Genomic DNA, 24,245 nt, shown 5'->3' on the forward strand with positions numbered 1-24,245 from the left:
TTATGGATAGCGGGCGTTTGCGGAAAGTTTTCATTTTTGGCCTTTTTTCGGCGTTGACCGCAACAGGCGGGTATTTCCTCTATCAGCAGCGTCCGGCGGGTTTGCCGGCGGGGTTTGCGTCGGGGAACGGGCGGCTGGAGGCGGTTGAGGTAGATATTGCGACCAAGATTGCCGGTCGCTTGGCGGAATTGGGGCCGCACGAGGGCGACATGGTCGAGGCGGGGGCGGTGGTGGGGCGGCTGGATGCCGACGATCTGCGTGCCCAGTTGCGCGCCGCCGAGGCACTGGTGGCGCAGGCGCAGAAGGCGGTTGAGGAGGCGCGGGCCGGGGAGCGCAAGTCGCGTACCGATGTGGCGCTGGCGGGCAAGACCTTGAAGCGTTCGCAAACCCTGGTCGACAAGGGCTTTATCAGCCAGAGCAAACTGGACACCGACCAGACCGGTATGGAAGGCGCGATGGCCGGCATGGATCAGGCGCAGAGCCGGGTCGCCGAAGCCGATGCGGCGGTGGCCGCCGCCGTGGCGAAGGTGGAAAGCCTGCAAGCGACGCTGAACGATACCTCGCTGAAATCGCCGATCAATGGCCGCGTGCTGTACCGGCTGGCCGAGCCGGGCGAGGTGCTGGCGGCGGGGGGCAAGGCGCTGACGCTGCTCGATCTTTCAGACATGTACATGACGATCTACCTGCCGACCGACAAGGCTGGGCAAGTGGCGCTTGGCAGCGAGGCGCGCATCGTGCTCGACGCCTTGCCAGGGCAGCCGATTCCGGCGGTCGTCAGTTTTGTGGCGGCGAAGGCGCAATTCACGCCGCGCGAGGTCGAGACGCGCACCGAGCGCGAAAAGTTGATGTTCCGCATCAAGGTCAAGCCCGACCTGGCCTGGCTGGCGGCGCATCGCGATCTGGCCAAGGGCGGTTTGCCGGGCGTCGCCTATGTGCGGCTGGATGCCGACACGCCTTGGCCGGCCAACCTGCGGCTCGACGGGAAGTAGGACGGCATGGACCGCGTGCCGGTCGCCAGTCTCTCCGGCGTCAGCCATCGTTACGGTGCTGTGACGGCGCTGGAGGCGGTTGATGTTGTCCTGCCGGCCGGCTGCATGGTCGGCCTGATCGGGCCGGATGGCGTCGGCAAATCGTCGCTGCTGGCGCTGGTTTCCGGGGCGCGGCAGATCCAGGCGGGCAGGGTGGACGTGCTGGGCGGCGACATCGGCGAGCGCCGTTTCCGCGCGTCGGTGCAGCCGCGCATCGCCTACATGCCGCAAGGGCTGGGGCGGAATTTGTACCCGACGCTGTCGGTGTTCGAGAACGTCGATTTCTTCGGCCGCCTGTTCGGGCAGGGCAAGCGCGAGCGCGAAGCGCGCATTGCCGAACTGCTGGCCAGCACGGGTTTGTCGCCGTTCCGCGACCGGCCCGCCGCCAAGTTGTCGGGCGGCATGAAGCAGAAGCTCGGCCTGTGCTGCGCGCTGATCCACGATCCCGACCTGCTGATTCTCGACGAGCCGACCACCGGCGTCGATCCGCTGTCGCGCCGCCAGTTCTGGGAGCTGATCGACAGCATCCGCGCCCGTCGGCCGGGCATGAGCGTGCTGGTGGCGACGGCCTACATGGAGGAGGCCGAGCGCTTCGACTGGCTGGTGGCGATGGATGGCGGCAAGGTGATCGGCACCGGCACCCCGGCCGAGCTGCGGGCGCAGACCGGGCAGACGACGCTCGATGGCGCCTTCATCCAGCTATTGCCGGAGGAACGCCGGCAGGCGCACCAGGCACTGGTGATTCCGCCGCGTGTCGGCGATGGCGACGCTTACGCCATCGAGGCCGACGGCCTGTCGCAGCGTTTTGGCGACTTTACGGCGGTCGACCGCGTCAGCTTCAAGATCGAGCGCGGCGAGATTTTCGGTTTCCTCGGCTCCAATGGCTGCGGCAAGACGACGACAATGAAGATGCTGACCGGCCTGCTGCCGCCGAGCGAGGGCGTGGCCAAGCTGTTCGGCAGGGCGGTCGATGCCGGCGATCTCGAAACGCGCAAGCAGGTCGGCTACATGTCGCAGTCCTTCTCGCTGTATGGCGAGCTGACGGTGCGCGCCAACCTCGACCTGCACGCGCGGCTTTTCCATCTGCCGGACGAGCGGCGCGGCCCGCGCATTGCCGAGCTGATGCAGCGTTTCGGGTTAAACGAATACGCCGACAAGGCCGCCGCCGAACTGCCGCTGGGCATTCGCCAGCGCCTGTCGCTGGCTGTGGCGGTGGTGCATGAGCCGAAGCTGCTGATCCTCGACGAGCCGACTTCGGGCGTCGACCCGGTGGCGCGCGACGAATTCTGGTCGCTGCTGGTCGAGCTGTCGCGCCAGCAGGGCGTCACCATCTTCATCTCGACGCACTTCATGAACGAGGCCGAACGCTGCGACCGCATTTCGCTGATGCACGCCGGCAAGGTGCTGGCCAGCGACACGCCGGCCGGCCTTTGCGCGGCGCGCGGGCAGCCGAATCTTGAGGCAGCGTTCATCAGCTATCTGGAAGAGGCGACCGGGGTCGAAAAAGCGCCTGTTGCGGTCGACGGCAAAAAAGGGGCAAAAACCGAATTTGACCGCAGCAGCGCCAAAGCACAGCCCGGCGCCTTCAGCCCCCGCCGCCTGCTCGGCTACGCCTACCGCGAGGCGCTCGAACTGCGCCGCGACCCGATCCGCCTGGCCTTCGCCTTGCTCGGTTCGGTACTGTTGATGTTCGTGCTCGGCTTCGGCATTTCGCTCGATGTCGAGGGGCTACGCTTTGCCGCGCTCGACCGCGACCAGTCGCCGGAAAGCCGCGCCTATATCCAGAACATCGCTGGCTCGCGCTATTTCATCGAGCGCCCGGCGATTGTCGACGACGCCGATCTCGACCGCCGCATGCGCAACGGCGAACTGGCGCTGGCCATCGACATTCCCGCCGATTTCGGCCGCGATCTGCGGCGCGGCCACTGGCCGGAAATCGGCGTCTGGGTCGACGGCGCCATGCCGTATCGCGGCGAAACCGTGCGCGGCTACCTGCAGGGCATGCACCTGGAGTACGTGCAGCAGATCATCCGCGAGGCGACCGGCGTCGAGACCGACTACCCGGTCAATATCGTTTCCCGCTATCGCTACAACCAGGATTTCAAGAGCATCTACGCGATGGTGCCGGCGGTGATTCCGATCCTGCTGATCTTCATCCCGGCCATCCTGATGGCGCTCGGCGTCGTGCGCGAGAAGGAACTCGGCTCGATCACCAACCTCTACGTGACGCCGGTGACGCGCCTCGAATTCCTGCTCGGCAAGCAGTTACCGTACATCGTCGTGGCGCTCATCAGCTTCGTGCTGCTCGTCATCCAGTCGCAACTGATGTTCCATGTGCCGATCAAGGGCAGCCTGCTGGCGCTGAGTTTCGGGGCTTTTCTGTACGTGATCGCCACCACCGGCTTCGGCCTGCTGATCTCGACCTTCACCAGCACGCAGATCGCCGCGCTGTTCGGCACGGCGATCCTGACCATCCTGCCCACCGTCAGCTTTTCCGGACTGACGACGCCGGTGGCGGCGCTGGAGGGGGCGAGTTACTGGATCGGCCAGTTCTTCCCGGCCAGCTATTTCCTGATCGTCAGTCGCGGCACTTTCACCAAGGCGCTCGGTTTCGCCGACCTGTGGCCGCAGTTCATCGCGCTGGCCTGCTTCATCCCGGTGCTGACGGCGTTGTCGGTGGCGCTGCTCCGGAAGCAGGAGAAATAGCCATGCGCTTCGTGACGCTCTCCAATATCTACCGCCTGGGCTTGAAGGAACTGCAAAGCCTGCGCGCCGACAAGGTGCTGCTGATCCTGATCTGCTGGGCGTTTTCGGGGGCGATCTACACGGCGGCGACGGGCGCCTCGCAGGAACTGCGCAACGCGCCGATTGCGGTGGTGGACGAAGACCAGTCGCCGTTATCGCGGCGTATCGTCGGCGCGTTTTACCCGCCGTATTTCCGTCCACCGCAACAGACGACGCTGGCCGAGCTGGACAAGGGAATGGATTCCGGGCGCTTCAACTTCACGTTGGTCATCCCGCCCAATTTCCAGCATGACGTGGAGACCGGGCGCAAACCGGACGTCCAGCTCAACATCGACGCGACGATCATGAGTCAGGCCTTCATCGGCGCCACCTACATCAAGACCATCGCGCTCGGCGAGGTGAACGAATACCTGACCGGTACCCGCGACGCGACCGAATCGCCGATCAAGCTGACCACCCGCGTGCGCTTCAATCCCAACCTGATCGGCGTCTGGTTTGGCGGCGTCATGGAAGTCATCAACAACGTCACCATGCTGACCATCATCCTGGTCGGCGCCGCTTTCATCCGCGAGCGCGAACACGGCACCATCGAGCATCTGCTGGTGATGCCGCTGACGCCCTTCGAGATCATGATGGCGAAAATCTGGGCCAACGGGCTGGCGGTGCTGGTCGGCGTCAGCTTTGCGTTGCTGGTGATGGTGCAGCAGGTGCTGAAGGTGCCGATTGCCGGTTCGGTGCCGCTGTTTCTGGCGGCTGCGGCCTGCTACCTGTTCGCGGCGGCGTCCATCGGCATTTTCCTCGGTACGCTGGCGCGCTCGATGCCGCAGTTCGGCTTGTTGGTGATTCTCTGCATCATCCCGCTGTTGATGCTTTCCGGCGGCGTCTCGCCGCGCGAGAGCATGCCGCAGTTGGTGCAGAACATCATGCTGGCCGCGCCGACCACTTACTTCGTCCGCCTGGCGCAGGCCATCCTCTACCGGGGCGCGGGCTTCGACGTGATCTGGCGCGACCTGCTGGCGATGACCGGCGTCGGCGCCTGCTTCTTCACGGTGGCGCTGCTGCGCTTCCGCCGGGCGGTGACGCAGACGCAGGTGTGAGGCGCATCAGGAGCGCTGCGATCCTGGAAGGAAGCAGAATCTACTTGCCCGGGTTGTCGGCCTGCTTCGACCGTGGTGCGGAAGGCATGCCGGACGCGTCGACCCTGCGCGTTCGTTCTTCGATGAAGCGAAGCACGGTTTCTGCGGTCAGGGCGTGTCCTCGGGCACCGAAATGCGTGTCATTGGGAAGGTAGACATCGATTTCCCCAGCGGCAATCTCCGACCGGAGGGCCTTTTCCACCGGAGGGCGGTTGAGTCTTGGATCAGTCAGCAGGTCGACCACGCCGCGCGGGGGCGCAGGATCGACGAGATCGTCGTGATAGGCGCTCAACTTGTCAGGGATCGGCAGTGCGACGAACAGCGTCTTGCCATTTGACTGGACTGCCTGCTGGAGCCTGAGTAGTTGACATTCCATCACTTCGACATCCTGTTGGTTCCAGTCTTTCTTGGCCAGATCACTTGAGACGACAAGAAGTGTTTCGGGGCGGTCACTTGAGAAACGCGGTACATGCAGACGGAATGCACTGGCACCTGATTCCCATCCAAATGCCTTTCTAATGTTCTTAAGAAGAAAGTCCCTCGCGTATGTCAGTTGCTGTTCGTCATAGCGGCCAACTGGCGGCATATTCACTTCTTCGATGCGAAAATCTGGCGGAGATTTGTACACCAATGTCAACGGTTCAGTAAGTGTCGCGGACATCGGTGTTGCTTCAGTATTGCCTTCCGAATTTTTTCGGGTGTCAAGACAGGGTTGCGTATCTCCTACCAGTCGTCTCTTCGCGAACCGCTCGATCGTCTGAAAAACGAAGACGCTTGGCGGGGTGTCGCGGAACGCGGGACTTTGAATCAGGGCCATGATTTGATTTTCAACGTCGACAGCCGTACCCGATTTTTTTGCCGGGTCATCTGCGATGCTGACAACAAGTACGGAAAGGCCTTTGGCAGCCAAGTAATTTGGCCATGATTTCTCAAGGTCAAGTGAGAAAGAGTCGCCAATAATCACGACATCGTAGTGGCGGTTCAGAGTTTCAGATTGGGTGACAAGCGAGGGGCGAAACGCCAGGTTTGGCTTGTGGTTGCCGTAACGATTGTTCGAGTACCAACCGATACGTGTCAGGTCGCCGGAACCGACAATGATCATCCCGTGCATGGGAATAAGGTAGAGCGCGAATCCTATGATGGACAGCATCGCCACCAAGCCTGTCACGGCAAGCGCTAGCGCATATGATCTGTTCGAGAGCACGTCGGACCTAGAACTGGAAATAGAGGAATTCGCTGACTTTCTCGCCACTGGGGATATCTATCAGCGACCAGCCGAAAAGAATCGCGATCGCCAGTAGCCAGGCGACATTCGGCCGCCAGGTCCAGCGGGAAAGCGCGCCTTCCAGATTTTTGAACTGGTCGATGGTCGGCGAGAAACGCTGCATGATCTGCTGCGTGTTGGGTGCCAGCGTTGCAATCAGAAGCAGTTGGAGCGTCAGGTAGAGCTGGTCGCGGTAGGCTATGAACTTCGTCGTCAAAACCTGAGCACCGTTGGCGACAAGAAGTTCCTTGAGCGGATTCATGAATGACGCATTGAACCAGTGGTGGGGGAGCACGACGCCATTCAGCCCGGCCATGCCTCGAAGAATGTCAATGGCAATATCGAGATCCTTGGCGCGGAAGAATACCCACCCGACCATGACTGCAAGGAAGGTCAACAGCCATGCCCAGAAGCGCGGACTCCGCTCCTTGGTAGTGTCCGCAGCAGCACGGAAGAATGTCTGCCAAGCATGGTTGACGACGAGATACACGCCATGCAGCGCTCCCCAGACGACAAACGTCCAGCCTGCTCCATGCCAAAGGCCACCGAGAACCATGGTGACAAGCAGATTGACGTGGCGCCGCGTGGGCCCCTGACGATTGCCGCCCAGGGGAATGTAGAGATAATCGCGCAGGAAGCGCGAAAGGGTCATGTGCCATCGGCGCCAGAATTCGATAATGTTCTGTGCCTTGTAGGGCGAGTCGAAGTTTAGCGGGAACTTGATCCCGAACATGCGTGCCAGGCCGATGGCCATGTCCGAATATCCCGAGAAGTCAAAATAGAGCTGAAGCGTATATGCGAGTGCCCCACCCCACGCGAGAAACAGGTGGGGATTCGACGTTCCATCGAACACGGGGGCAACATAGCGGCCGATTTCATCGGCGAGCAATACCTTTTTGGCAAGGCCGATGGTGAAGATCGTCAAGCCGACAGCGATGTTTTCCCAATTGACGCGATAGCAGGCGGGGTTCTCGAACTGGGGCATGATCTCCTTGTGGTGGAGGATCGGCCCTGCGATCAGGTGTGGGAAATTGGTGACGAAAAACAGGTAATGGACCGGGTCGTATTCTTTGGCTTCGCCACGATAGGTATCGACCAGAAATGCGATTTGCGTAAATGTGAAAAACGAGATGCCGAGAGGAAGTACCAGATTCAGGAGCGGGTGCTGGGTATGAAGCACATGGTTGACACTCGATATGAAGAAGTCGGTGTACTTGAAATAAAAAAGCAGTGCCAAGTCGCTGACAATGCCGAAAATGAGTACCAATTTTGCATGATTGGGGGCATCACGCTCGTGTTGCCGGGAAATCGCACGTCCAACGACGAAGTTGAAAACGATGGATAGCAGAAGCAGCGCAAGGTAGCGTGGATCCCACCATCCGTAAAAGGCTAGAGAAGCGATGCCAAGCCATAGCGCAGCCCAGTTGTGGCTGGCTTTGGCGAGCAGGAAAAAGCCGGCCAGTGTGATAGGCAGGAACAGGCCGATAAATGCGTACGAGTTGAATAGCAAGGAAGAGGGGAATTTACTTGCGTAAATTGTTGTAAATTTTTGTAATTTTTCATTATCTCGCGGTATGCAACATGTGGTCAAACTACGAGCCGAGTTTGACGTTTGTTGTCATCGTTCTTGCTCAGGCTGGTGACGCAGACGCAGGTGTGAGGTGCATCAGGAATTGTTGATATGCATCATGGGCTGAAGGCCCGCGATGCGCGACTATTCCGACCGAGCGACGCCCTCATGGCGGCGTTCCTGTTTCGACATGTTTTTCCTCAGACAAGTATTCACGGCGGCTGCGGCCGCCGCCTTTTTTTCGCCGGTACTGGCCGGCGAGTCCGCCGAGCGCCAGTTCGAGGCGCTGGCCCGTCTGCCGGCAGCCGAGTTCGCGGCGATGCAGGGGCAGGCGGTCGAGTTTGATATCGATCTGGCTGCCGGTTCCGGTTTGTCGGTCGAGGTGGCGGGGGAGCGGGCGACGGTGCGCTACCGGATGGCCTTCAACCAGGTCGCCGAAGGGTGGAGCTGGCGGCCGCAGGCCGATCCTGCGGTCGACGACTATTACCGCTACAAATTCCTGCCGCTGCAGTCGGTGGCGGTCGAGCGCGGCAGCTACGAGCACGAGGACAAGATCGGGGTGCCGCAGCAGATGAAGGTGAACTGGCGCTACGACTACTTTCTCGCCTTCGAGAATCTCTACGATTTCTATCCGCGCCGCGTCGACGACGATGCCGGTTTCACCGCCGACCTGCCGGCCGGTGTCGCCGGGCATCTCGGGATGCGCGCCAGGGCGCGCCTGAGCGAGCCGGTGATCAGCGAAAGCACGACGTTCTGGAAGGCCACCCATGGCCAGCCGACCGATTTCACGCTGAAGAAGCGCTATCTGGTCGGCGTTCTGGAAGAGGTTTCGTTCGTCGACCGGGAAAGCGGCAGCGTGCTGTGCACCATCCGCCCCGGGCGCGACGGGTGCGCAGCGCGCTGACGGCCCTGCCGCCGCGCCGCGGTGGGGTCAGCGATAGACGAGGACCGGCACCTTGGAGTGGGTCAGCACCTTGTTCGTTTCGCTGCCGAGCAGGAAGCCGCTGATCCCGCGGCGCCCGTGCGAGGCCATGAAGATCAGGTCGCAGCCGGACTTCTCGGCGGCTTCGATGATCGCCTCGTAGGGCACGTCGCTGGTCGCCGCGACGGTCGCACATTCGACTCCGGCCTCGGCGCACTGCTTCTGGACCTCGCCGAGATATTCGGCGGCCTGCTGGTCGGCCAGTTCGGCGAATTTTTCCGGAGTGGTCGGGTCGATCAGCGCCCCCTCGCCAAAGTAGGCGATCGGATATTCCGGCTTGGCGAAGAAGACCGTCACCTTCGCTCCCGCTTCCTTGGCGAACGAGATGGCGCGCCGGGCGGTAGCCTGCGAGAGTTCGGAACCGTCGGTGGGAACGAGAATGTGCTTGAACATGGGTTTCCTCCTGATTGAGTCGTGCCGACAACGCGGCCTTCTGGCGATTCATGCTACGCCAAGTCGCGGCGAAGTGAAACAGGGGGCGGCGGATTCGCCGGAAGGCCCGGAAAAACTGGGTGTCCACGCCCAAAAAAGCCGGCGCCGACATGGTATAAAAAGAGGCGTACAGGTACGAGGTGAGCAGCATGTCCGAGAATTCGTCAGTCAGAAATCATGGCATCGACATCCATGACTTGAGCCCGCTGGAAACCGCCAGCATGGCGATCAGCAAGGCGGCCGATCCGTTCGGCGTCACCACCTCGCTGCTCAACGCGCAGATGGCCTGGATGATGCATCCGCAGGAACTGCTGCGCGCCGCCAGCGGCCTGTCGGGCGACCTGCTGGCCCTGCAGACGCACGTCATGCGCCGTGCGCTGGGCATGCCGTCGGCCGACGTCATCACGCCCAACCCGGACGACGTCCGCTTCGCCGACCCGGTGTGGACCGAGGCGGCGACCTGGGACATCATCAAGGAGTGGTACCTGGCCTTCACCCACCGCCTCGAGGACATGTTCTTCGAAACGCCGGGCCTTTCGGACAAGGAGCGCCGCCGTTCCGCGTTCTGGCTGCGCAAATGGCTGAACATGGTGGCGCCGACCAACTACTTCTGGCTCAACCCTGTCGCGCTCCAGCGTTTTGTCGAAACCAGCGGCGAAAGCCTGGCCCAGGGCTTCCGGAACTTCATGCGCGACGCCAGGGCGCAGAACATCCTGATGGTCGAACCCGATGCCTTCGTCGTCGGCAAGGATCTGGCGACGACGCCGGGCAAGGTGGTGTTCCGCAACCGCCTGGTGGAACTGATCCACTACGCGCCGACCACCGAGAAGGTGCGGGCGACGCCGATCGTCATCGTCACGCCGTGGATCAACAAGTTCTACATCCTCGACCTGACCAACCGCAAGAGCATGGTGCGCCACCTCACCGACCAGGGGTTCTCGGTGTTCATCACGAGCTGGAAGAATCCGGACGCGGGCATGGCCGAGGTGTGCTTCGACGACTACCTGCTCGAAGGCGTCAACGAGGTGGTGCGCGTGGCGTGCGACTTCTGCAAGGTGCCCAGGGTCCATCTGGTCGGCTATTGCATCGGCGGCACGCTGGTCACCACCTACATGGCGTGGGCCAACAAGCGCTTCGGCGCCGAGCAGACGCCGGTGGCGCACTGGACGCTCCTGACGACGCTGACCGACTTCTCGCATCCCGGCGACATCGACGTCTTCATCGACGACGCCTGCGTCGCCGCGCTCGACGAATCGATGGCCAAGAAGGGCTACCTCGACGGCAGCGAGATGGCGACCTCGTTCCGCATGCTGCGCTCGAACAGCCTGATCTGGCATTACTGGGTCAACAGCTACCTGCTCGGCGAGCCGCTGCCGCCGTTCGACGTGCTGTTCTGGAACATGGACACGACGCGCATGCCGCGCGCCATGCATTCGTACTACCTGCGCGAGATGTACCTGCACAACAACCTGATCAAGCGTGACAAGCTGACGATCGCCGGCGAGCCGATCGACCTCGATCGCATCGTCCAGCCGCTCTACGCGGTGACCGCCGAAGACGATCACATCGCGCCGTGGAACCAGTGCTACCGGATCCGCAAGTACATCAACGTCAATGCGTCGGTGCGTTTCGTCCGCTCCAGTTCCGGGCACATCCTCGGCATCGTCAATCCGCCGGTCGACCCGCCGAGGCGTTCCTACTGGATCGGCGAGCCGGAGCGCAACGAGCATTGGGAACACTGGTTCGACCGCGCCGAAAAGCGGAGCGGAACCTGGTGGGAAGACTGGGTGCGCTGGCTGGGCGAACGTTGCGGCGACGAGGTGCCGGCCTATCCGGCCGCCAGCCGCAGCTTCCCGGCACTGGCCGATGCCCCGGGCACCTACGTGCTGGAAAAATAGATTCTGCTCGCCGCTTGTGCGGGAGTGCGCGTCGCTGCTGCGCGGCGGTTTCGTCGCGACCCTAATCCGGCACTTTTTGACGGCGGTTAAGGAGCGGCCTGCCGGCCGTCCCGAGAATGGGGCCATTGCCACGCCGCGAGCCAGCCATGACCACCATCCGCACCTTCATGACCGACGACCATCGGCACTGCGACGACCTGTTCGCCGAAGCCGAGCAGGCCATCGCCAAACAGAACCTGCCAGCGGCGCAAGCCGCCTTCGCGCATTTCCGCAACGCCGTCCTCGCACATTTCGCGTGCGAGGAGAAAACCCTGTTTCCCACCTTCGAGGCCAAGACCGGCATGCGCATGGGGCCGACCCAGGTCATGCGCATGGAGCACGAGCAGATGCGAGCGCTCCTCGCTGACGCGGTCGACGCGCTGGCGCGGGGCAATTCCGACGACTATCTCGGCCTCGCCGATACCCTGCTGATCATGATGCAGCAGCACAACATGAAGGAAGAGAATATCCTCTACCCGATGTGCGACCAGCACCTGGCCGCCGAAACCCCCGAACTGCTGGCCCACCTTGAATCCGAACTGACCGAAGCATGAGCCACCCCAAGACCCCCCACGTCGTCGATGCGCGCTACATGGAGCCGCCGGAACCTTTCGTCAAGACCATGGAAATGCTCGACACCCTGCAGGCGGGAGAGAAGATGCTCCTGCTCCTCTACCGCGAGCCGCACCCGCTGTACAAGGTGCTGAAGCAGAACGGCCACAGCTACGAAACCGAGCTGCTGCCCGACGGCACCTTCGAGATCCTGATTTCGCGCTGAGCCGGACGGCCTGATTCCGCCGGGGCACCATGCAAGCGCTGCTGTCGTTCGAAAATGCGCCGCCGTTTGCCGCGCCGCTGCGCTTCTTCCTGACAGCGCCCCTGTTCGCCGTTCTGGCCGGGCTGCTGGTCGCCGTCGAGGGGCCGGCGGTCTTCGCCTCGCGCTGGATGCCGGCGGCGCTCGCCGCCACCCACCTGGTCACCATCGGCTTCATGCTGCAGATCATGCTCGGCGCGCTGATCCAGATCCTGCCGGTGGTGGCCGGCGCCAACCTGGGGCGGCCGCTGCTGGTCGCCAGGATCGTCCACGCCGGCCTCAGCGGCGGCGCCCTGCTGCTGGCCGGCGGCTTCCTGTTCGGCCGGCCGCTCCTGCTGAGCGCCGCGGCGCTGCTGCTTGCACTGACGGCGCTGATTTTCCTCGGAACGACGCTGCGCGCCCTGATCGGCGTGCCGTCCACCAGCCCGACGATCCGCGGGCTCAAGCTGGCGCTGCTCGGCCTGGCCGGCGTCGTCGGCCTCGGTGCGCTGATGGCGCTCGGCCTGGCACATGGCTGGGCGCTGCCGCTGGCGGCGCTGACCGACCTGCATGCCGGCTGGGGGCTGGGCGCCTGGGCCGGGGTGCTGCTGGCGGCGCTGGCCTATGTCGTGGTGCCGATGTTCCAGCTGACGCCGGGCTACCCGGCGCGGCCGAGCTGGTGGTTTCCGGTGGCGATGCTGGCCCTGCTGCTGCTGTGGAGCGCGGCCGTGCTCGCCGACTGGCCGGTGCTCGTCCGCCTCGTGCAATGGCTGGCGGCGCTGGCCGGCATCGTCTTCGCCGGGCTGACCCTGCGCCTGCAGGGCCAGCGGCGGCGGGCGCGCCCCGATGCGACCTACGCCTACTGGCAGTTCGGGCTGATCGCCAGCATTTTGGCCCTTTTCATGCTGTCGACCGCAACCGTCTGGCCGGCGGCGGCCGACCTCGCCGGCTGGACGCTGAGTTTCGGCATCCTGATGATCGCCGGCGGCTTCATGTCCTTCATGATCGGCATGCTCTACAAGATCGTCCCTTTCCTGGCCTGGATGCACCTGCAGAACAGCGGCCAGGCCAGGGTGCCGGCGCCGAACATGAACAGGATCCTGGCCGACCTCGCCATGCAAAGGCAGATGAAGGCCCACGCCGCGGCCTGCGGCCTGCTGCTGCTCGGCGCCGTGTGGCCCGACTGGTTCGCCCGCCCGGCCGGCCTCGCGTTCGCCTTCGCCAGCGGCTGGCTGGGGTGGAACCTGCTCGGCGCCGTCCGGCGCTACCGCTGGCATGCCGCCGATATTGCAGCTAAGCTGGCGGCCCGATGAGCTATCTCGCCCTCAAGCACCTGCACGTGACCTGCGTCGTCCTCAGCGGCCTCGGCTTCGGCCTACGCGGCTGGTGGATGGCGCGGGAATCGCCGCTGCTGCGGCACCGCCTGGCCAGGGTGCTGCCGCACGTGGTCGATACCCTGCTGCTCGGCAGCGCGCTGCTGATGGCCTGGCTCAGCGGCCAGTACCCGTTCGCCCAAGGCTGGCTGACCGCCAAGCTGTGCGGCCTGCTCGCCTACATCGGGTTCGGCACGATGGCGCTCAAGCGCGGCCGGACGCGGACCATTCGCCTGCGCTATTTTGCGCTGGCGCTCCTCGCCTACGCCTACATCGTCAGCGTGGCGCTGACCAGGAATCCGCTGCCCGGCTTGTAGCCCTGACCCGGCGTCAGAACTTGCCCAGCTTGCGGTAGAGCGTGTTGCGGCTGATGCCGAGCTGGCGGGCGGCGGCCGAGATGTTGCCGCCGACGCTTTCCAGGGTGCGCAGCGCCGCCTGGCGGCCGATTTCCTCGAGGCTGCCGGCCGCGCTGTCGAAGGGCGCGGCGGCCCACGGGTCGCTGCCGGAAGGCGGCGGGGCGGCTTCGAACAGTTCCTCCGGCAGGTGGCTTTCGCTGATCAGCGTCTCGCCGTCGTCGAGCAGCGCGATGGCGACCCGGATGACGTTGAACAGCTGACGGATGTTACCCGGCCAGTCGTAGCGTTCCATCGCCTGCAGGGCGCTTTCCGAGAAGCGCACCGGTGCCCGGTTGCCGCTCTCGGCGGCGGCCAGCTTGGCGACCATCTGGCGGATGTCGGTGCGCTCGCGCAGCGCCGGCAGGGTAACGCACATGCCGTTGAGGCGGTAGTAGAGATCCTCGCGGAACGTGCCGCGCGCCACTTCCTCGCGCAGCCGGCGGTGGGTGGCGCAGAGCAGCGAGATGTCGACCTGGATCGCCCGCGTGCTGCCGAGCGGCGTCACGCAGCGTTCCTGCAGCACGCGTAGCAGGCGGGCCTGCAGGTTGAGCGGCATGTCGCCGATTTCATCGAGGAAGAGAGTGCCGCCGTGCGCCTGCTGGATCTTGCCCGGCGCGCCCTCCTTCCGCGCGCCGGTGAAGGCGCCGCCCTGGTAGCCGAAGAGTTCGGACTCGATCAGCGTTTCGGGAATCGACGCACAGTTCAGGGCGACGAAGGGGCCGGCCTGCCGCGGGCCGCTGTTGTGGAAGCTCTTGGCGAACATTTCCTTGCCGGCCCCGGATTCGCCCTGGATCAGGATCGGGATGTCGCGGCCGAGAATGCGCCGGGCGCGGTCGATGGCCGCCTGCAGCCGGGCGTCGCCGGTATTCAGGGTGTCGAGCGTGATGGCTGGCGGGGTCGCCGTCTCCGGCCGGCGCGGCGCGCGCAGGGCGACCGGGGCCTCGTCGTAGACCCGGCCGGCGACGCTCGGCGGCGGCAACTGGCCGCGCAACTGGACATGGATGCGCTTGCCGCCGACCGAGATCTCGCAGCTCGCCTGCGGGTTGTGGCGCAGGCGGTCGATGAGGGCGGCGAGGCTGTTCTCGAAGACCATCGAGAAGTCGCGGCGCACCGCGTCGACCTGGCGGATGCCGAGGATGTCCAGCGCGTTGCGGTTGACGGCCAGCACCTGGCCATCCGGCGACACGGCGGCGATGCCTTCCTTGGGGCTGCCCAGGTAGTCGGCCTGGCGGTGGAAGCAGACCAGGATGTCGCGGGCGTGAATCGATTCGAACAGGCGCCTTTCGATGATCAGCGAGGAGAAGCGGACCAGGCCGAGGGTATGGCGCTGGTGGCTGCGGTAGTCGCCGGAGATGTCGAGGACGCCGATCAGGCGGCCATCCGGCCCGAACAGCGGACTGGCGCAGCAGGTCAGGAAACCGTTGTGCTCGAGGAAGTGCTCGCTGCCGAGCACCTCGATGGGCGCCTCTTCGGAAAGGGCGGTGCCGATCGCGTTGGTGCCGCGCTGGTTCTCGTCCCACGAGGCGCCCGCGGCGAGCGCGATGCGGTCGGCGCGGTCGACGAAATCGGCATCGCCGACGGTTTCCAGCAGCAGGCCGTTGGCGTCGGCCAGGATGACCATGCTGCCGGACTCGCGAATCTGGTCATAGACATGTTCCATGATCGGCCGCCCCTGCAGCAGCAGGTAGCGGTTGCGGTCCTGCTCGGTCTTGAGGGCGACGCGGTCCAGCGATTCGACACCGGGCAGGTGATGGGTTTCGCTCAGGCCGAAGCGCCGGCAACGTTCCCAGGACCGGGCGATCAACGGATCGACCAGGCCTTCCGGCAATTCGCCGCGATCGAAAAACAGCTGCCTGGCCTGCTGCAGCTTCTGGCCGTGCAATTCGGCCGTGCGTAATACCTGTCCCATCTCTCCTCCAGAACTCCTGCCATCTGGTTTTTGTTTTTGTGTTGTTGCAAAACGTAGCACCTGCACATTTTATTAGCAATGTGCCAAGTGCTGTCCGATACCGACCAGCAAATCGTGTGCCACCCGCAGGTGCAGCCGGCTGGCCGGTGGACCGATGTTTCCGATCCCCTGGCACAAGGTTTGCAGAAGCGTGCTGACAAAAAGCACGCAACCCGAACCTACCAAAGGAGCCATTGTGAAACATTCATTGCGAAATCTCGCCGCCGTCGCGGCAACCCTGTTCATCGGCGCGGCTGCCCAGCACGCCTTCGCCCACGGCGACGTCGTTCCCCAGGCCGTCGATACCACCGGCCTCAAGAATCTCGGCGCCGACTGGCAGAAGAGCAATCCCTACCGCAAGGATAAGACAGCGATCCGCATCGGGGATTCCGCCTTCAACCAGAACTGCGCCCGCTGCCACGGCCTGGGCGCCATCTCCGGCGGCATCGCCCCGGACCTGCGCTACCTGCCCGTGGGCGACGAGGGCGACGAGGTCTTCATGCCCCGCATCCGCAAGGGTTCGGTGCGCGACGGCCGGGTCTACATGCCGCCGTTCGAAGGCACACTGAGCCAGGAAGCCATGTGGGCGATCCGCACCTGGCTGGAAACCGTCCATGAAGACTGATCGCCGCCGCTGGCTCCAGGCCCTGGCCGCCGCCCCGCTGCTCGCGGTGCTGCCGGTGCGGGCCGACGAAATGGCCGCCATCCGCCAGCGCGGCCGCCTGCGCATCGCCGTCTATAACGACTTCCCGCCCTACGCGATGAGCGGCGGCCGCGGCATCGACGCCGAGCTCGGCCGCGCCATCGCCGCCAGGCTCGGCCTGGCGCCGGAAATCGTCGGCTTCAATGCCGACGAGGACATGAACGACGATCTGCGCAACATGGTCTGGAAGGGGCATTACCTCGGCACGCAACCGGCCGACCTGATGCTCCACGTGCCGGTCGACGAACACCTGGCGCGGGCCAACGACAAGGTTCGCATCTTCGGCGCCTACCACCGAGAATCGCTGGCGCTGGCGCGCAATCCGGAGCGGGTGCCGGCGCTGTCCGGCTCGGCGGCGGTGGCGCTGGAGATCTTCACGCGCGAGAAGATCGGCGTCGAAACCGCGACCCTGGCCGACTCCTTCCTGCTCGGCGTGCTCAACGGCCGGCTGCGCGAGAACGTCGTCCATTTCCGCACCGTGGCCGAGGCCGCCAAGGGGCTGCAGGATGGCCGCATCGCCGCCATTCTGGCGCCGCGCGCCGAGCTGGAGGCGGCGCTGGCCGGGCAGGGCAGGTTCGCCATCGACACCCCGAAGTTCGCCGAACTGCGGGTCGACAGCTGGCCGCTCGGCATGGCCGTCAAGGCCGAGGAAATGGCGCTGGCCGAAGCGGTTTCCGCCGCCGTCGCCGACCTCAAGCGCGACGGCACGGTGGCCGCGATCTTCAGGCAGCACGGCATTTCCCATCTCCCGGCCTGAGGCAGACATGCGCGCGATGCAACGACTTTCCTTCGCCCTGCTGGCCGCCTTCGCCGGCAGCGCGACGGCTGGCCCCCTGGCCTATGTGCCGAACGAAAAATCGGCCAGCGTCAGCATCATTGACACCGCCACCGACCAGCGCCGCGCCGACATCGCCGTCGGCCAGAGGCCGCGCGGCGGCGCCGCCGGCGACGGCCATCTCTATCTGACCGACGCCAAAGGCGGCAGTCTGCTGGTCGTCGATACGCGGGCCGGCAAGCTGCTGCGCAGCGTGGCGCTCGGCGCGTCGCCGGAAGGCGTCAGCCTGTCGGCCGACGGCAAGCTGCTGGCGGTGGCGGTCGAGGACGACAACAGCGTGGTCCTGCTCGCCGCGCCGGAAGGCCGGGAACTGGCGCGCATCAAGGTCGCCGGACGCAACCCCGAGCACGCCGTGTTCAGCCCCGATGGCCGCTGGCTCTACGTCAGCGCGGAAGAGGCGGAACAGGTCGATGTGATCGACGTCGGCGAACGCCGCCAGGTGGCCAGCGTGGCAGTCGGCCAGCGGCCGCGCGGCATCGCCTTCCTGCCGGATGGCAGCCGCGCCTACGTGGCCTGCGAAATGACCGGCAAGGTCTACGCCGTCGATGTCGCGCAGCGCAAAGTGGTGGCTGAAATTGCCGCCGGCCAGTACCCGAACGGGGTTGCGGTCCACCCCGACGGCCGGCTGGTTTTCGTTTCCAATGGCCGCGACGGCACGGTGATGGCGGTCGACACCGCCAGCCACGCCGTTGTCGCCATGATCCCGGTCGGCAAGCGGCCGTGGAACATGGCGCTGACGCCGGACGGCGGCAAGCTCTACGTCGCCAACGGCCGCTCGAACAGCGTTTCGGTCGTCGACACCGCGAGCTTCACGAAACTGGCCGATATCGACGTCGGCGAACTGCCCTGGGGCGTCAGCATCCGATGAGCGACGACCGTTACACGCTGCCGGCCATCGTGCTGCACTGGGCGCAGGCGATCCTCGTCGTCTGGCTGCTCTGGCTCGGCTGGACGATGACCGACCTGCCCAAGGGCGCCGGGCGCAGCGCCGCCTATGGCCTGCACAAGTCGCTCGGGCTGCTGGCCTTTCTGCTGGTGCTCGTGCGCTTCGCCTGGCGCTACCGGCATCGCCCGCCGCCCGCCGTCAGCCGCGGCTGGGAAGCGCGGCTCGCCGCCGCCGCCCACCATGCGCTTTATCTCTTCCTGTTCGTCGCCCCGCTCGCCGGCTACCTCGCCTCGTCCTTCACGCCTTACGCCATCAGGTTCTTCGGCATTGAAATTCCTAGGGCCGGCTGGCCGGACGAAGCGCTCAACGGCGTCTTCAAGCTGTTGCACCTCGCCTTCGTCTGGGGCGGCGCCGGCCTGATCGCCCTGCATGTGGCCGGGGCACTAAAACACGCGATCAGGGGCGAGCGGGTTTTGCAGCGCATGTTGCCCGGTCGGCTGTTCAACAAATGAACAACTGCTCCACGCCGGAGCAGAATTGCTCTGACCAAAGTAATAGATCGGTTGCGGTCGACCGATGAAAAAGGGCAAAAACCGGGCGTCTTGCCGTGCTACAGCACGTCCTCGGCGGCCACCAGGGTGACGCGCGGCGCGACCGCATTCAACGCGATCAGGTGAATCATCTGGCTGACCGTCGTGCAGCAGTCGCTCAGGATCTTCACCGAGTATTTGTCGGCCGACCGGGAAATCGCGGTGTGGGTCACGCAGTTCTGGGTCATCATGCCGCAGATCAGCATTTCCTCGACGCCCAGGGCGGACAGCGTCGCTTCCAGCGACGTGTCGATGAAACTGTCGGCGAAGCGCTTGATGACGATGGGCGCGTCCGGCGCCGCGGCAAGGATCGCGGGATGAATTTCGACACCCGCGGTGCCTTCGTTGAAGAACGGGGCAATCCCCCTGGCGGGGTCCGCGACGTGCTGGACAAGGATGACGGGAATCCCCTTGGCGCGCGCCCGGGCGATGGCCGCCGCGGTGGCGGCCAGAACGGCATCGGTGTTCCACAGGGGAAACTTGCCGTCGGGAAAATAATCATTCTGAACATCGATGACGATCAGTGCTTGTCTGGCCATGGTGCGCTCCGCAGGAAGTGGGTACGGGAGCATTATTGAACGCTGGCCGCATCCCTGCGAGCGGCCCGCTGGACAGAATCCGGTAATATCGGGCCATCCTGACTCGCCTGGATAAGCGCCCATGACCCGACCATCGATCGTCGTCGTCGCCTTCGACCGTATCAGTCCGTTCCACCTGTCGGTACCCTGCGTCGTCTTCGGCGACGTTCATCCCGGCGCGCCGAAATTCGATTTCAAGGTCTGCAGCATCGAGTCCGGGCCGATCAGCACGACCGCGGGATTCTCCGTCATGGCACAGCACGACCTGGCGTCACTGGAGCGGGCGGACACCATCATCGTGCCCAGCTGGCGCGATCCGGAGGAACGGCCGCCGGAATCGCTGTTGAGCGCGCTGGTCGCCGCGCAGCGCCGGGGGGCACGCGTGCTCGGGCTGTGCCTGGGCGCCTATGTGCTGGCCGCAGCGGGGCTGCTGGATGGGCGGAAGGCGACGACGCACTGGGCCTATGCGCGGGATTTCGCGCAACGCTATCCGGCCGTCGACGTCGACGCGAACGTGCTCTACGTCGAAGACGGCAACGTGCTTACGTCGGCCGGCACTGCGGCGGGGATCGACTGCTGCCTGCACATGATCCGCCAGCAGTACGGCGCCGAACCGGCCAACAGCGTCGCCCGGCGACTGGTGGTGCCGCCCCATCGCCAGGGTGGCCAGGCGCAATTCATCGAACAGCCGATCCCGGCCACGCTGAGCGGGTCACGGCTCGCCGCCCTGATCGACTGGGTGCGCGCCAACCTGAACCAGCCGCACACGCTCGACAGCCTGGCCGAAAAGGCGGTGATGAGCCGGCGAACCCTGACGCGCCATTTTCGACAGATTACGGGAACCACCGTCGGGCAATGGTTGCATGACGAGCGGCTGGCGCTGACGCAGCGCCTGCTGGAGTCGGGCGACCAGTCGATCGAAGCCATCGCGGCGCGCGCCGGCTTCGGGTCGCCGGAATCGTTGCGACTGCATTTCAGGAAGGCGTACGGGGTGTCGCCAACGACATGGCGACGGACGTTCAAGGGCTGACCTTCAGGTCGATAAGGCCTTCGTCTCGTCGACCGGCTGGTCGTGCATGACGATGCGCGACACGAAAAGGATTGCCAGGAAGTTGGCGAGGACCGCCACATAGCCTACCCAGGGGTAGCCGACGATCTGCCCCGTGCTGTCCTGCGTGATGATGAAGCCGGCCAGCGTCGTCGCCAGGCCCATGGTCAGCGATTGCACGGTGCCGTTGATCGCCATGAAGGTGCCGCGCAGCCGGGGCCGGGCCGCCGAGGTGATGATGGTCATCGCCGGAATCATGCGCCCCGATATCAGCACGAAGAAGGCCGTGGTGCAGATCACCCAGGCCCACAACGGAACGGCACCGAGGTGCGTGACGACGAGCAGCGGCAGCATCGCCGCCAGGGCGAGCCGGCGATAGACCTCGACCTTGCCGCGCCGGTCGGCCCAATGCCCGATCCGCCGCGCCGTGAAGAGCGTTGCCGCACCGCCGAACAGATAGACGACCGGAATGTCCTGCGGCGCAATCCGGACATTGCCGACCGCATAGACGGTGATGAACGGGATGACGGTGAATCCGGAAAAAATGATCAGCGAGGAATACAGCAGGGCCTTCAGATGGTTGGCATCGCGCAGCACCTCGAACATCGCCGCGAAAGGATGGGCGCGTTTCTCGCGGCTCAGGTGCTGGTGCAGTTCCGGCAGGACGAGGAAGCCGACGACGATGAAAACCGTCGACAGCAGCGCGATGAAGATGAACGGCGCGCGCCATTGGAAGTGGTTGGCCAGCCAGAGCGACAAGGGCACGCCGGCCACCGTCGACAACGAGAAGGCGGTCGCCACGAGTCCGCTGGCCCGGGCCCGGCGGGCGAAGGGAATGGCATCGCCGATGATCGTCTGGACCAGGGCGCCCATCACGCCGCCGAATGCCCCGGCGAGCCCGCGTGCCGCGAGCAGGGTGACATAGTCGGGGGCGAGGCCGCAGGCCAGCGTCGCCAGGCCGAACAGTGCGAACATGACCAGCAGCAGGCGCTTGCGCTCGAAACGGTCGATGAAGGTGGCGCCGAGCAGACCGGACAGCGCGGCGCTGAAGCTGTACGACGCGACCAGCAAGCCGAATTCATGCGTGCCGATGCCGAACGCGGTCATCAGGATCGGGCCCAGCGGCATCATGATCATGAAGTCCAGGATGTGGGCGAACTGAATGCCGGCCAGGGTGAGCAGAAGGTACAGCTCGCGCTGCCGGGAAAGACTGGAGGACATCGTGGAAGGCGCCGGAAGGAGGAACTATCGGCGCATGGTACTTCGCCGGCGCGGGATCAGGTGCGCCCCCGTCGGCGAACTCGAAAAAGAAAAGGGGAAGCGGCGCTCTGCCGCCTCCCCCGTTCCTGCCTGCGATGGCTGCCGCCATTCTCGCGGGGTTGCTGTTCTCCCCGGGTCAGGCCGTGCGGCCGGCGGTGTGCCGGCGGATGCTCAGTGCAGCGACAGGATCCACTGGATCGCTGCCTTCAGGTCGTCGTCGCTGATCTTGTCGGCGGGGTGGGGGATCATCGGCACCTGCCCCCAGTTGCCGGAACCGCCGTTGCGCACCTTGTCGAAGAGCAGGGCCGGGGCCTTGGCGTCGCCCTTGTATTTGGCGGCGACTTCCTTGTAGGGCGGGCCGACGCGTTTCTGGTCGACGGTGTGGCAGGCGACGCAGCGCGCTTTCTTGACGATGGCTTCGCCGTCGGCGTCGGCGGCGTGTGCCGATGCGGTGAAGAGGGCGGCGGCGAGCAGGGGCAGCAGCAGGGTGGCGTGCAGTTGCTGGTTCATGTGAATGGGTTCCTTGGGTTAAACGAGGCCGGCCGCCTGCAGTTCGGCCCATTCGGCGTCGGTGAACAGGCGCGAACGGGTATGAAAGGCCTTGCCGGTGTTGCCCTCGAGCGAGAAGGTGCCGCCCGATCCGTCGATGACGTCGATGATCAGTTGCGTGTGCTTCCAGTATTCGTATTGCGAGGCGCTGATGTAGAAGGGCACGTCGCCGATGTTGCCGAGATGCACGTCGTAGGGGCCGATGGTCAGGTCGGTGGGCAGGTAGCAGTTGGCGGCGCTGTTGTCGCAACAGCCGCCGGACTGGTGGAACATCAGGGCCGGTCCGTGGCGTTCCTTCAGGGTGGCGATCAGATCCAGCGTGGCCGGGGTGGCGATGACGCGGTCGACCATGGATTTCTCCCAAAAAACGGGGGCGGTCGCCCGCCCCCCAAGACTTGCCCGCAAAATCGGGCCGGTGGAGGAGATGAGACGCGGCACCCGCCAGCCGCTGCCGCGCCCGCGATCGGGCACGGCAGCCGGCGGGTGCCGGTGGCTTGCGCGGTTTAGAAGAAGCCCAGCTTCTGTTCGGCGTAGCTGACCAGCAGGTTCTTGGTCTGCTGGTAGTGGTCGAGCATGACCTTGTGGGTCTCGCGCCCGATGCCGGATTCCTTGTAGCCGCCGAAGGCAGCGTGCGCCGGGTAGGCGTGGTAGCAGTTGGTCCACACGCGGCCGGCCTGGATGGCGCGGCCCATGCGGTAGGCGACGTTGCCGTTGCGGCTCCAGACGCCGGCGCCGAGGCCGTACAGCGTGTCGTTGGCGATGGCCAGGGCTTCGGCCTCGTCCTTGAAGGTGGTCACGGCGAGCACCGGCCCGAAGATTTCCTCCTGGAAGATGCGCATCTTGTTGTGGCCCTTGAACAGGGTCGGCTGGATGTAGTAGCCGCCGGCCAGGTCGCCGCCGAGTTCGGCACGGGCACCACCGATCAGCACTTCGGCGCCTTCGTCCTTGCCCAGTTGCAGGTAGGACTGGATCTTGGTCATCTGTTCCTGCGAGCACTGGGCGCCCATCATGGTGTCGGTGTCGAGCGGGCTGCCCTGCTTGATGGCGGCGACGCGCTTGAGTGCCTTTTCCATGAACTTCTCGTAGATCGATTCCTGGATCAGCGCGCGGCTCGGGCAGGTGCACACCTCGCCCTGGTTGAAGGCGAACAGCACCAGGCCCTCGATGGCCTTGTCGAGGAAGCCGTCGTCCTTGTCCATGACGTCGGCGAAGAAGATGTTGGGCGACTTGCCGCCCAGTTCCAGCGTCGCCGGGATCAGGTTGTTGGCGGCGGCCTGGGCGATGACGCGGCCGGTGGAGGTGGAACCGGTGAAGGCGATCTTGGCGATGCGCTTCGAGGTCGCGAGCGGCATGCCGGCTTCGCGGCCGAAACCGTTGACGATGTTGAGGACGCCCGGCGGCAGCAGGTCGGCGATCAGTTCCATCAGCACCAGGATCGAGATCGGCGTCGATTCGGCCGGCTTCAACACCACACAGTTGCCGGCGCCGAGCGCCGGGGCCAGCTTCCAGGCTGCCATCAGGATCGGGAAGTTCCACGGGATGATCTGGCCGACGACGCCGAGCGGCTCATGGATGTGGTAGGCCATGGTGTTCTCGTCGATTTCCGAGATGCCGCCTTCCTGCGAGCGCAGGCAGCCGGCGAAGTAGCGGAAATGGTCGACGGCGAGCGGGATGTCGGCGTTCAGCGTTTCGCGGATCGGTTTGCCGTTATCGACAGTTTCGGCGTAGGCCAGCAGTTCGAGGTTGGCTTCGAGGCGATCGGCGATCTTGAGCAGGATGTTCGAGCGAGTGGTGGCGTCGGCCTTGCCCCAGGTCGGGAAGGCGGCATGGGCGGCGTCGAGCGCCAGCTCGATGTCCTCGGCGGTGGAGCGGGCGGCCATCGTGTAGGCCTCGCCATTGATCGGGGTGACGACCTTGAAGTATTCACCCTTGACCGGGGCGACCCACTTGCCGCCGATGAAGTTGTCGTACTTGGCCTTGTAGGCGATCTTGGCACCAGCGGCGCCGGGAGCTGCGTAGAGCATGTTTGTCTCCTGGTTTTAGGATTGGATTGCGAACAAATGGATCAAGGCGGGCAGGCCGTGTTCTTCCGAACGCTCGTCCTGTCGTGTCTCGTGCCTGATAGTTCGCAGGCGGCGTGCCAAGCCTGGAGTGCAGCCTTGTTTTTCAATTAAATTCATTTAAAACAGATGC

At 64.8% G+C, this 24,245-nt stretch carries 23 protein-coding genes; 14 read left to right on the forward strand and 9 right to left on the reverse strand.

Translation table 11 applies throughout. The features are described 5' to 3' along the window. The first annotated feature begins 2 nt into the window (after positions 1–2). The 3 genes from GH660_RS07615 to GH660_RS07625 are packed head-to-tail and all read left to right on the forward strand — an operon-like array spanning position 3 to position 4,870. Complete coding sequence (locus GH660_RS07615; protein ID WP_153146036.1) at positions 3–989, forward strand: HlyD family secretion protein; 987 nt, start codon at positions 3–5, stop codon at positions 987–989. A gap of 6 nt (positions 990–995) precedes the next feature. Then, entirely contained in the window at positions 996–3,734 is a 2,739-nt protein-coding gene (rbbA, locus tag GH660_RS07620) for a ribosome-associated ATPase/putative transporter RbbA (RefSeq protein ID WP_153146037.1), read from the forward strand. 2 nt (positions 3,735–3,736) lie between these two features. Then, positions 3,737–4,870, forward strand: a complete 1,134-nt coding sequence (locus GH660_RS07625) for an ABC transporter permease (RefSeq protein WP_153146038.1) — start codon at positions 3,737–3,739, stop codon at positions 4,868–4,870. A 40-nt stretch (positions 4,871–4,910) separates the two neighbouring features. On the opposite strand, the gene GH660_RS07630 is transcribed toward GH660_RS07625, so the two are convergent. Both GH660_RS07630 and GH660_RS07635 read right to left on the reverse strand, forming a co-directional pair. After that, the gene (locus GH660_RS07630; RefSeq protein ID WP_153146039.1) at positions 4,911–6,059 is read right to left on the reverse strand and encodes a hypothetical protein; all 1,149 of its coding nucleotides are present in this window, start codon (positions 6,057–6,059) and stop codon (positions 4,911–4,913) included. 61 nt (positions 6,060–6,120) lie between these two features. Further along, positions 6,121–7,683 (reverse strand): MBOAT family protein, encoded by a 1,563-nt coding sequence (locus GH660_RS07635; protein WP_153146040.1) that lies wholly within the window; start codon positions 7,681–7,683, stop codon positions 6,121–6,123. Between the two features lie 250 nt (positions 7,684–7,933). Between GH660_RS07635 and GH660_RS07640 the strand changes: the two genes are divergently transcribed. After that, the gene (locus tag GH660_RS07640; RefSeq protein WP_153146041.1) at positions 7,934–8,647 is read left to right on the forward strand and encodes a hypothetical protein; all 714 of its coding nucleotides are present in this window, start codon (positions 7,934–7,936) and stop codon (positions 8,645–8,647) included. A gap of 27 nt (positions 8,648–8,674) precedes the next feature. On the opposite strand, the gene GH660_RS07645 is transcribed toward GH660_RS07640, so the two are convergent. Further along, positions 8,675–9,118: a universal stress protein gene (locus GH660_RS07645; protein WP_153146042.1), complete on the reverse strand. Its 444-nt coding sequence runs from the start codon at positions 9,116–9,118 to the stop codon at positions 8,675–8,677. Positions 9,119–9,306: 188 nt separating this feature from the next. Here GH660_RS07645 and GH660_RS07650 point away from each other — a divergent pair, with 188 nt between their 5' ends. From GH660_RS07650 to GH660_RS07670, 5 genes are all read left to right on the forward strand, one after another. Then, positions 9,307–11,055 (forward strand): alpha/beta hydrolase, encoded by a 1,749-nt coding sequence (locus GH660_RS07650; protein WP_153146043.1) that lies wholly within the window; start codon positions 9,307–9,309, stop codon positions 11,053–11,055. A 146-nt stretch (positions 11,056–11,201) separates the two neighbouring features. Further along, on the forward strand, positions 11,202–11,648 hold the full coding sequence (locus tag GH660_RS07655; RefSeq protein ID WP_153146044.1) for a hemerythrin domain-containing protein: 447 nt from the start codon (positions 11,202–11,204) through the stop codon (positions 11,646–11,648). Next, positions 11,645–11,872 carry a DUF2249 domain-containing protein gene (locus GH660_RS07660; RefSeq protein WP_153146045.1) on the forward strand — a complete coding sequence of 76 codons (228 nt, stop codon included), beginning with the start codon at positions 11,645–11,647 and terminating at the stop codon, positions 11,870–11,872. The genes GH660_RS07655 and GH660_RS07660 overlap by 4 nt, the downstream gene beginning before the upstream one ends. A gap of 29 nt (positions 11,873–11,901) precedes the next feature. Then, the gene (locus GH660_RS07665) at positions 11,902–13,200 is read left to right on the forward strand and encodes a hypothetical protein (protein ID WP_153146046.1); all 1,299 of its coding nucleotides are present in this window, start codon (positions 11,902–11,904) and stop codon (positions 13,198–13,200) included. Further along, complete coding sequence (locus GH660_RS07670) at positions 13,197–13,577, forward strand: SirB2 family protein (protein WP_153146047.1); 381 nt, start codon at positions 13,197–13,199, stop codon at positions 13,575–13,577. The genes GH660_RS07665 and GH660_RS07670 overlap by 4 nt, the downstream gene beginning before the upstream one ends. 13 nt (positions 13,578–13,590) lie before the next feature. Here the strand turns inward: GH660_RS07670 and GH660_RS07675 are convergent, their stop codons facing one another. Continuing rightward, positions 13,591–15,564: a sigma-54-dependent Fis family transcriptional regulator gene (locus GH660_RS07675; protein WP_153146048.1), complete on the reverse strand. Its 1,974-nt coding sequence runs from the start codon at positions 15,562–15,564 to the stop codon at positions 13,591–13,593. Positions 15,565–15,799: 235 nt separating this feature from the next. On the opposite strand from GH660_RS07675, the gene pedF reads away from it, so the two are divergent. Genes pedF through GH660_RS07695 form a run of 4 tightly spaced genes read left to right on the forward strand, consistent with a single transcriptional unit; the run spans position 15,800 to position 18,539 of the window. Then, positions 15,800–16,228, forward strand: coding sequence for a cytochrome c-550 PedF (gene pedF, locus GH660_RS07680; protein ID WP_228276397.1), 429 nt, complete (start codon positions 15,800–15,802; stop codon positions 16,226–16,228). Next, entirely contained in the window at positions 16,218–17,063 is an 846-nt protein-coding gene (locus GH660_RS07685; RefSeq protein WP_153146050.1) for an ABC transporter substrate-binding protein, read from the forward strand. Before pedF ends, GH660_RS07685 begins: the two co-directional genes overlap by 11 nt. Before the next feature lie 7 nt (positions 17,064–17,070). Beyond that, on the forward strand, positions 17,071–18,009 hold the full coding sequence (locus GH660_RS07690) for a beta-propeller fold lactonase family protein (RefSeq protein ID WP_153146051.1): 939 nt from the start codon (positions 17,071–17,073) through the stop codon (positions 18,007–18,009). After that, positions 18,006–18,539, forward strand: coding sequence for a cytochrome b (locus GH660_RS07695; RefSeq protein WP_153146052.1), 534 nt, complete (start codon positions 18,006–18,008; stop codon positions 18,537–18,539). The genes GH660_RS07690 and GH660_RS07695 overlap by 4 nt, the downstream gene beginning before the upstream one ends. A gap of 98 nt (positions 18,540–18,637) precedes the next feature. Here GH660_RS07695 and GH660_RS07700 read toward each other — a convergent pair whose 3' ends face one another. Further along, positions 18,638–19,156 carry an isochorismatase family protein gene (locus GH660_RS07700; protein ID WP_153146053.1) on the reverse strand — a complete coding sequence of 173 codons (519 nt, stop codon included), beginning with the start codon at positions 19,154–19,156 and terminating at the stop codon, positions 18,638–18,640. Between the two features lie 121 nt (positions 19,157–19,277). Between GH660_RS07700 and GH660_RS07705 the strand changes: the two genes are divergently transcribed. Continuing rightward, positions 19,278–20,225, forward strand: a complete 948-nt coding sequence (locus GH660_RS07705) for a helix-turn-helix domain-containing protein (RefSeq protein ID WP_153146054.1) — start codon at positions 19,278–19,280, stop codon at positions 20,223–20,225. Positions 20,226–20,228: 3 nt separating this feature from the next. Here the strand turns inward: GH660_RS07705 and GH660_RS07710 are convergent, their stop codons facing one another. The 4 genes from GH660_RS07710 to GH660_RS07725 form a co-directional block, all read right to left on the reverse strand. Then, complete coding sequence (locus GH660_RS07710; RefSeq protein WP_153146055.1) at positions 20,229–21,464, reverse strand: MFS transporter; 1,236 nt, start codon at positions 21,462–21,464, stop codon at positions 20,229–20,231. A gap of 210 nt (positions 21,465–21,674) precedes the next feature. Continuing rightward, complete coding sequence (locus tag GH660_RS07715; RefSeq protein WP_153146056.1) at positions 21,675–22,013, reverse strand: c-type cytochrome; 339 nt, start codon at positions 22,011–22,013, stop codon at positions 21,675–21,677. Between the two features lie 18 nt (positions 22,014–22,031). After that, on the reverse strand, positions 22,032–22,403 hold the full coding sequence (locus GH660_RS07720; RefSeq protein ID WP_153146057.1) for a DUF779 domain-containing protein: 372 nt from the start codon (positions 22,401–22,403) through the stop codon (positions 22,032–22,034). A 152-nt stretch (positions 22,404–22,555) separates the two neighbouring features. After that, positions 22,556–24,076 (reverse strand): aldehyde dehydrogenase family protein, encoded by a 1,521-nt coding sequence (locus GH660_RS07725; protein ID WP_153146058.1) that lies wholly within the window; start codon positions 24,074–24,076, stop codon positions 22,556–22,558. Positions 24,077–24,245: the final 169 nt, after the last annotated feature.

Source organism: Dechloromonas sp. H13 (genome assembly GCF_009469615.1).
Lineage (GTDB): Bacteria > Pseudomonadota > Gammaproteobacteria > Burkholderiales > Rhodocyclaceae > Azonexus.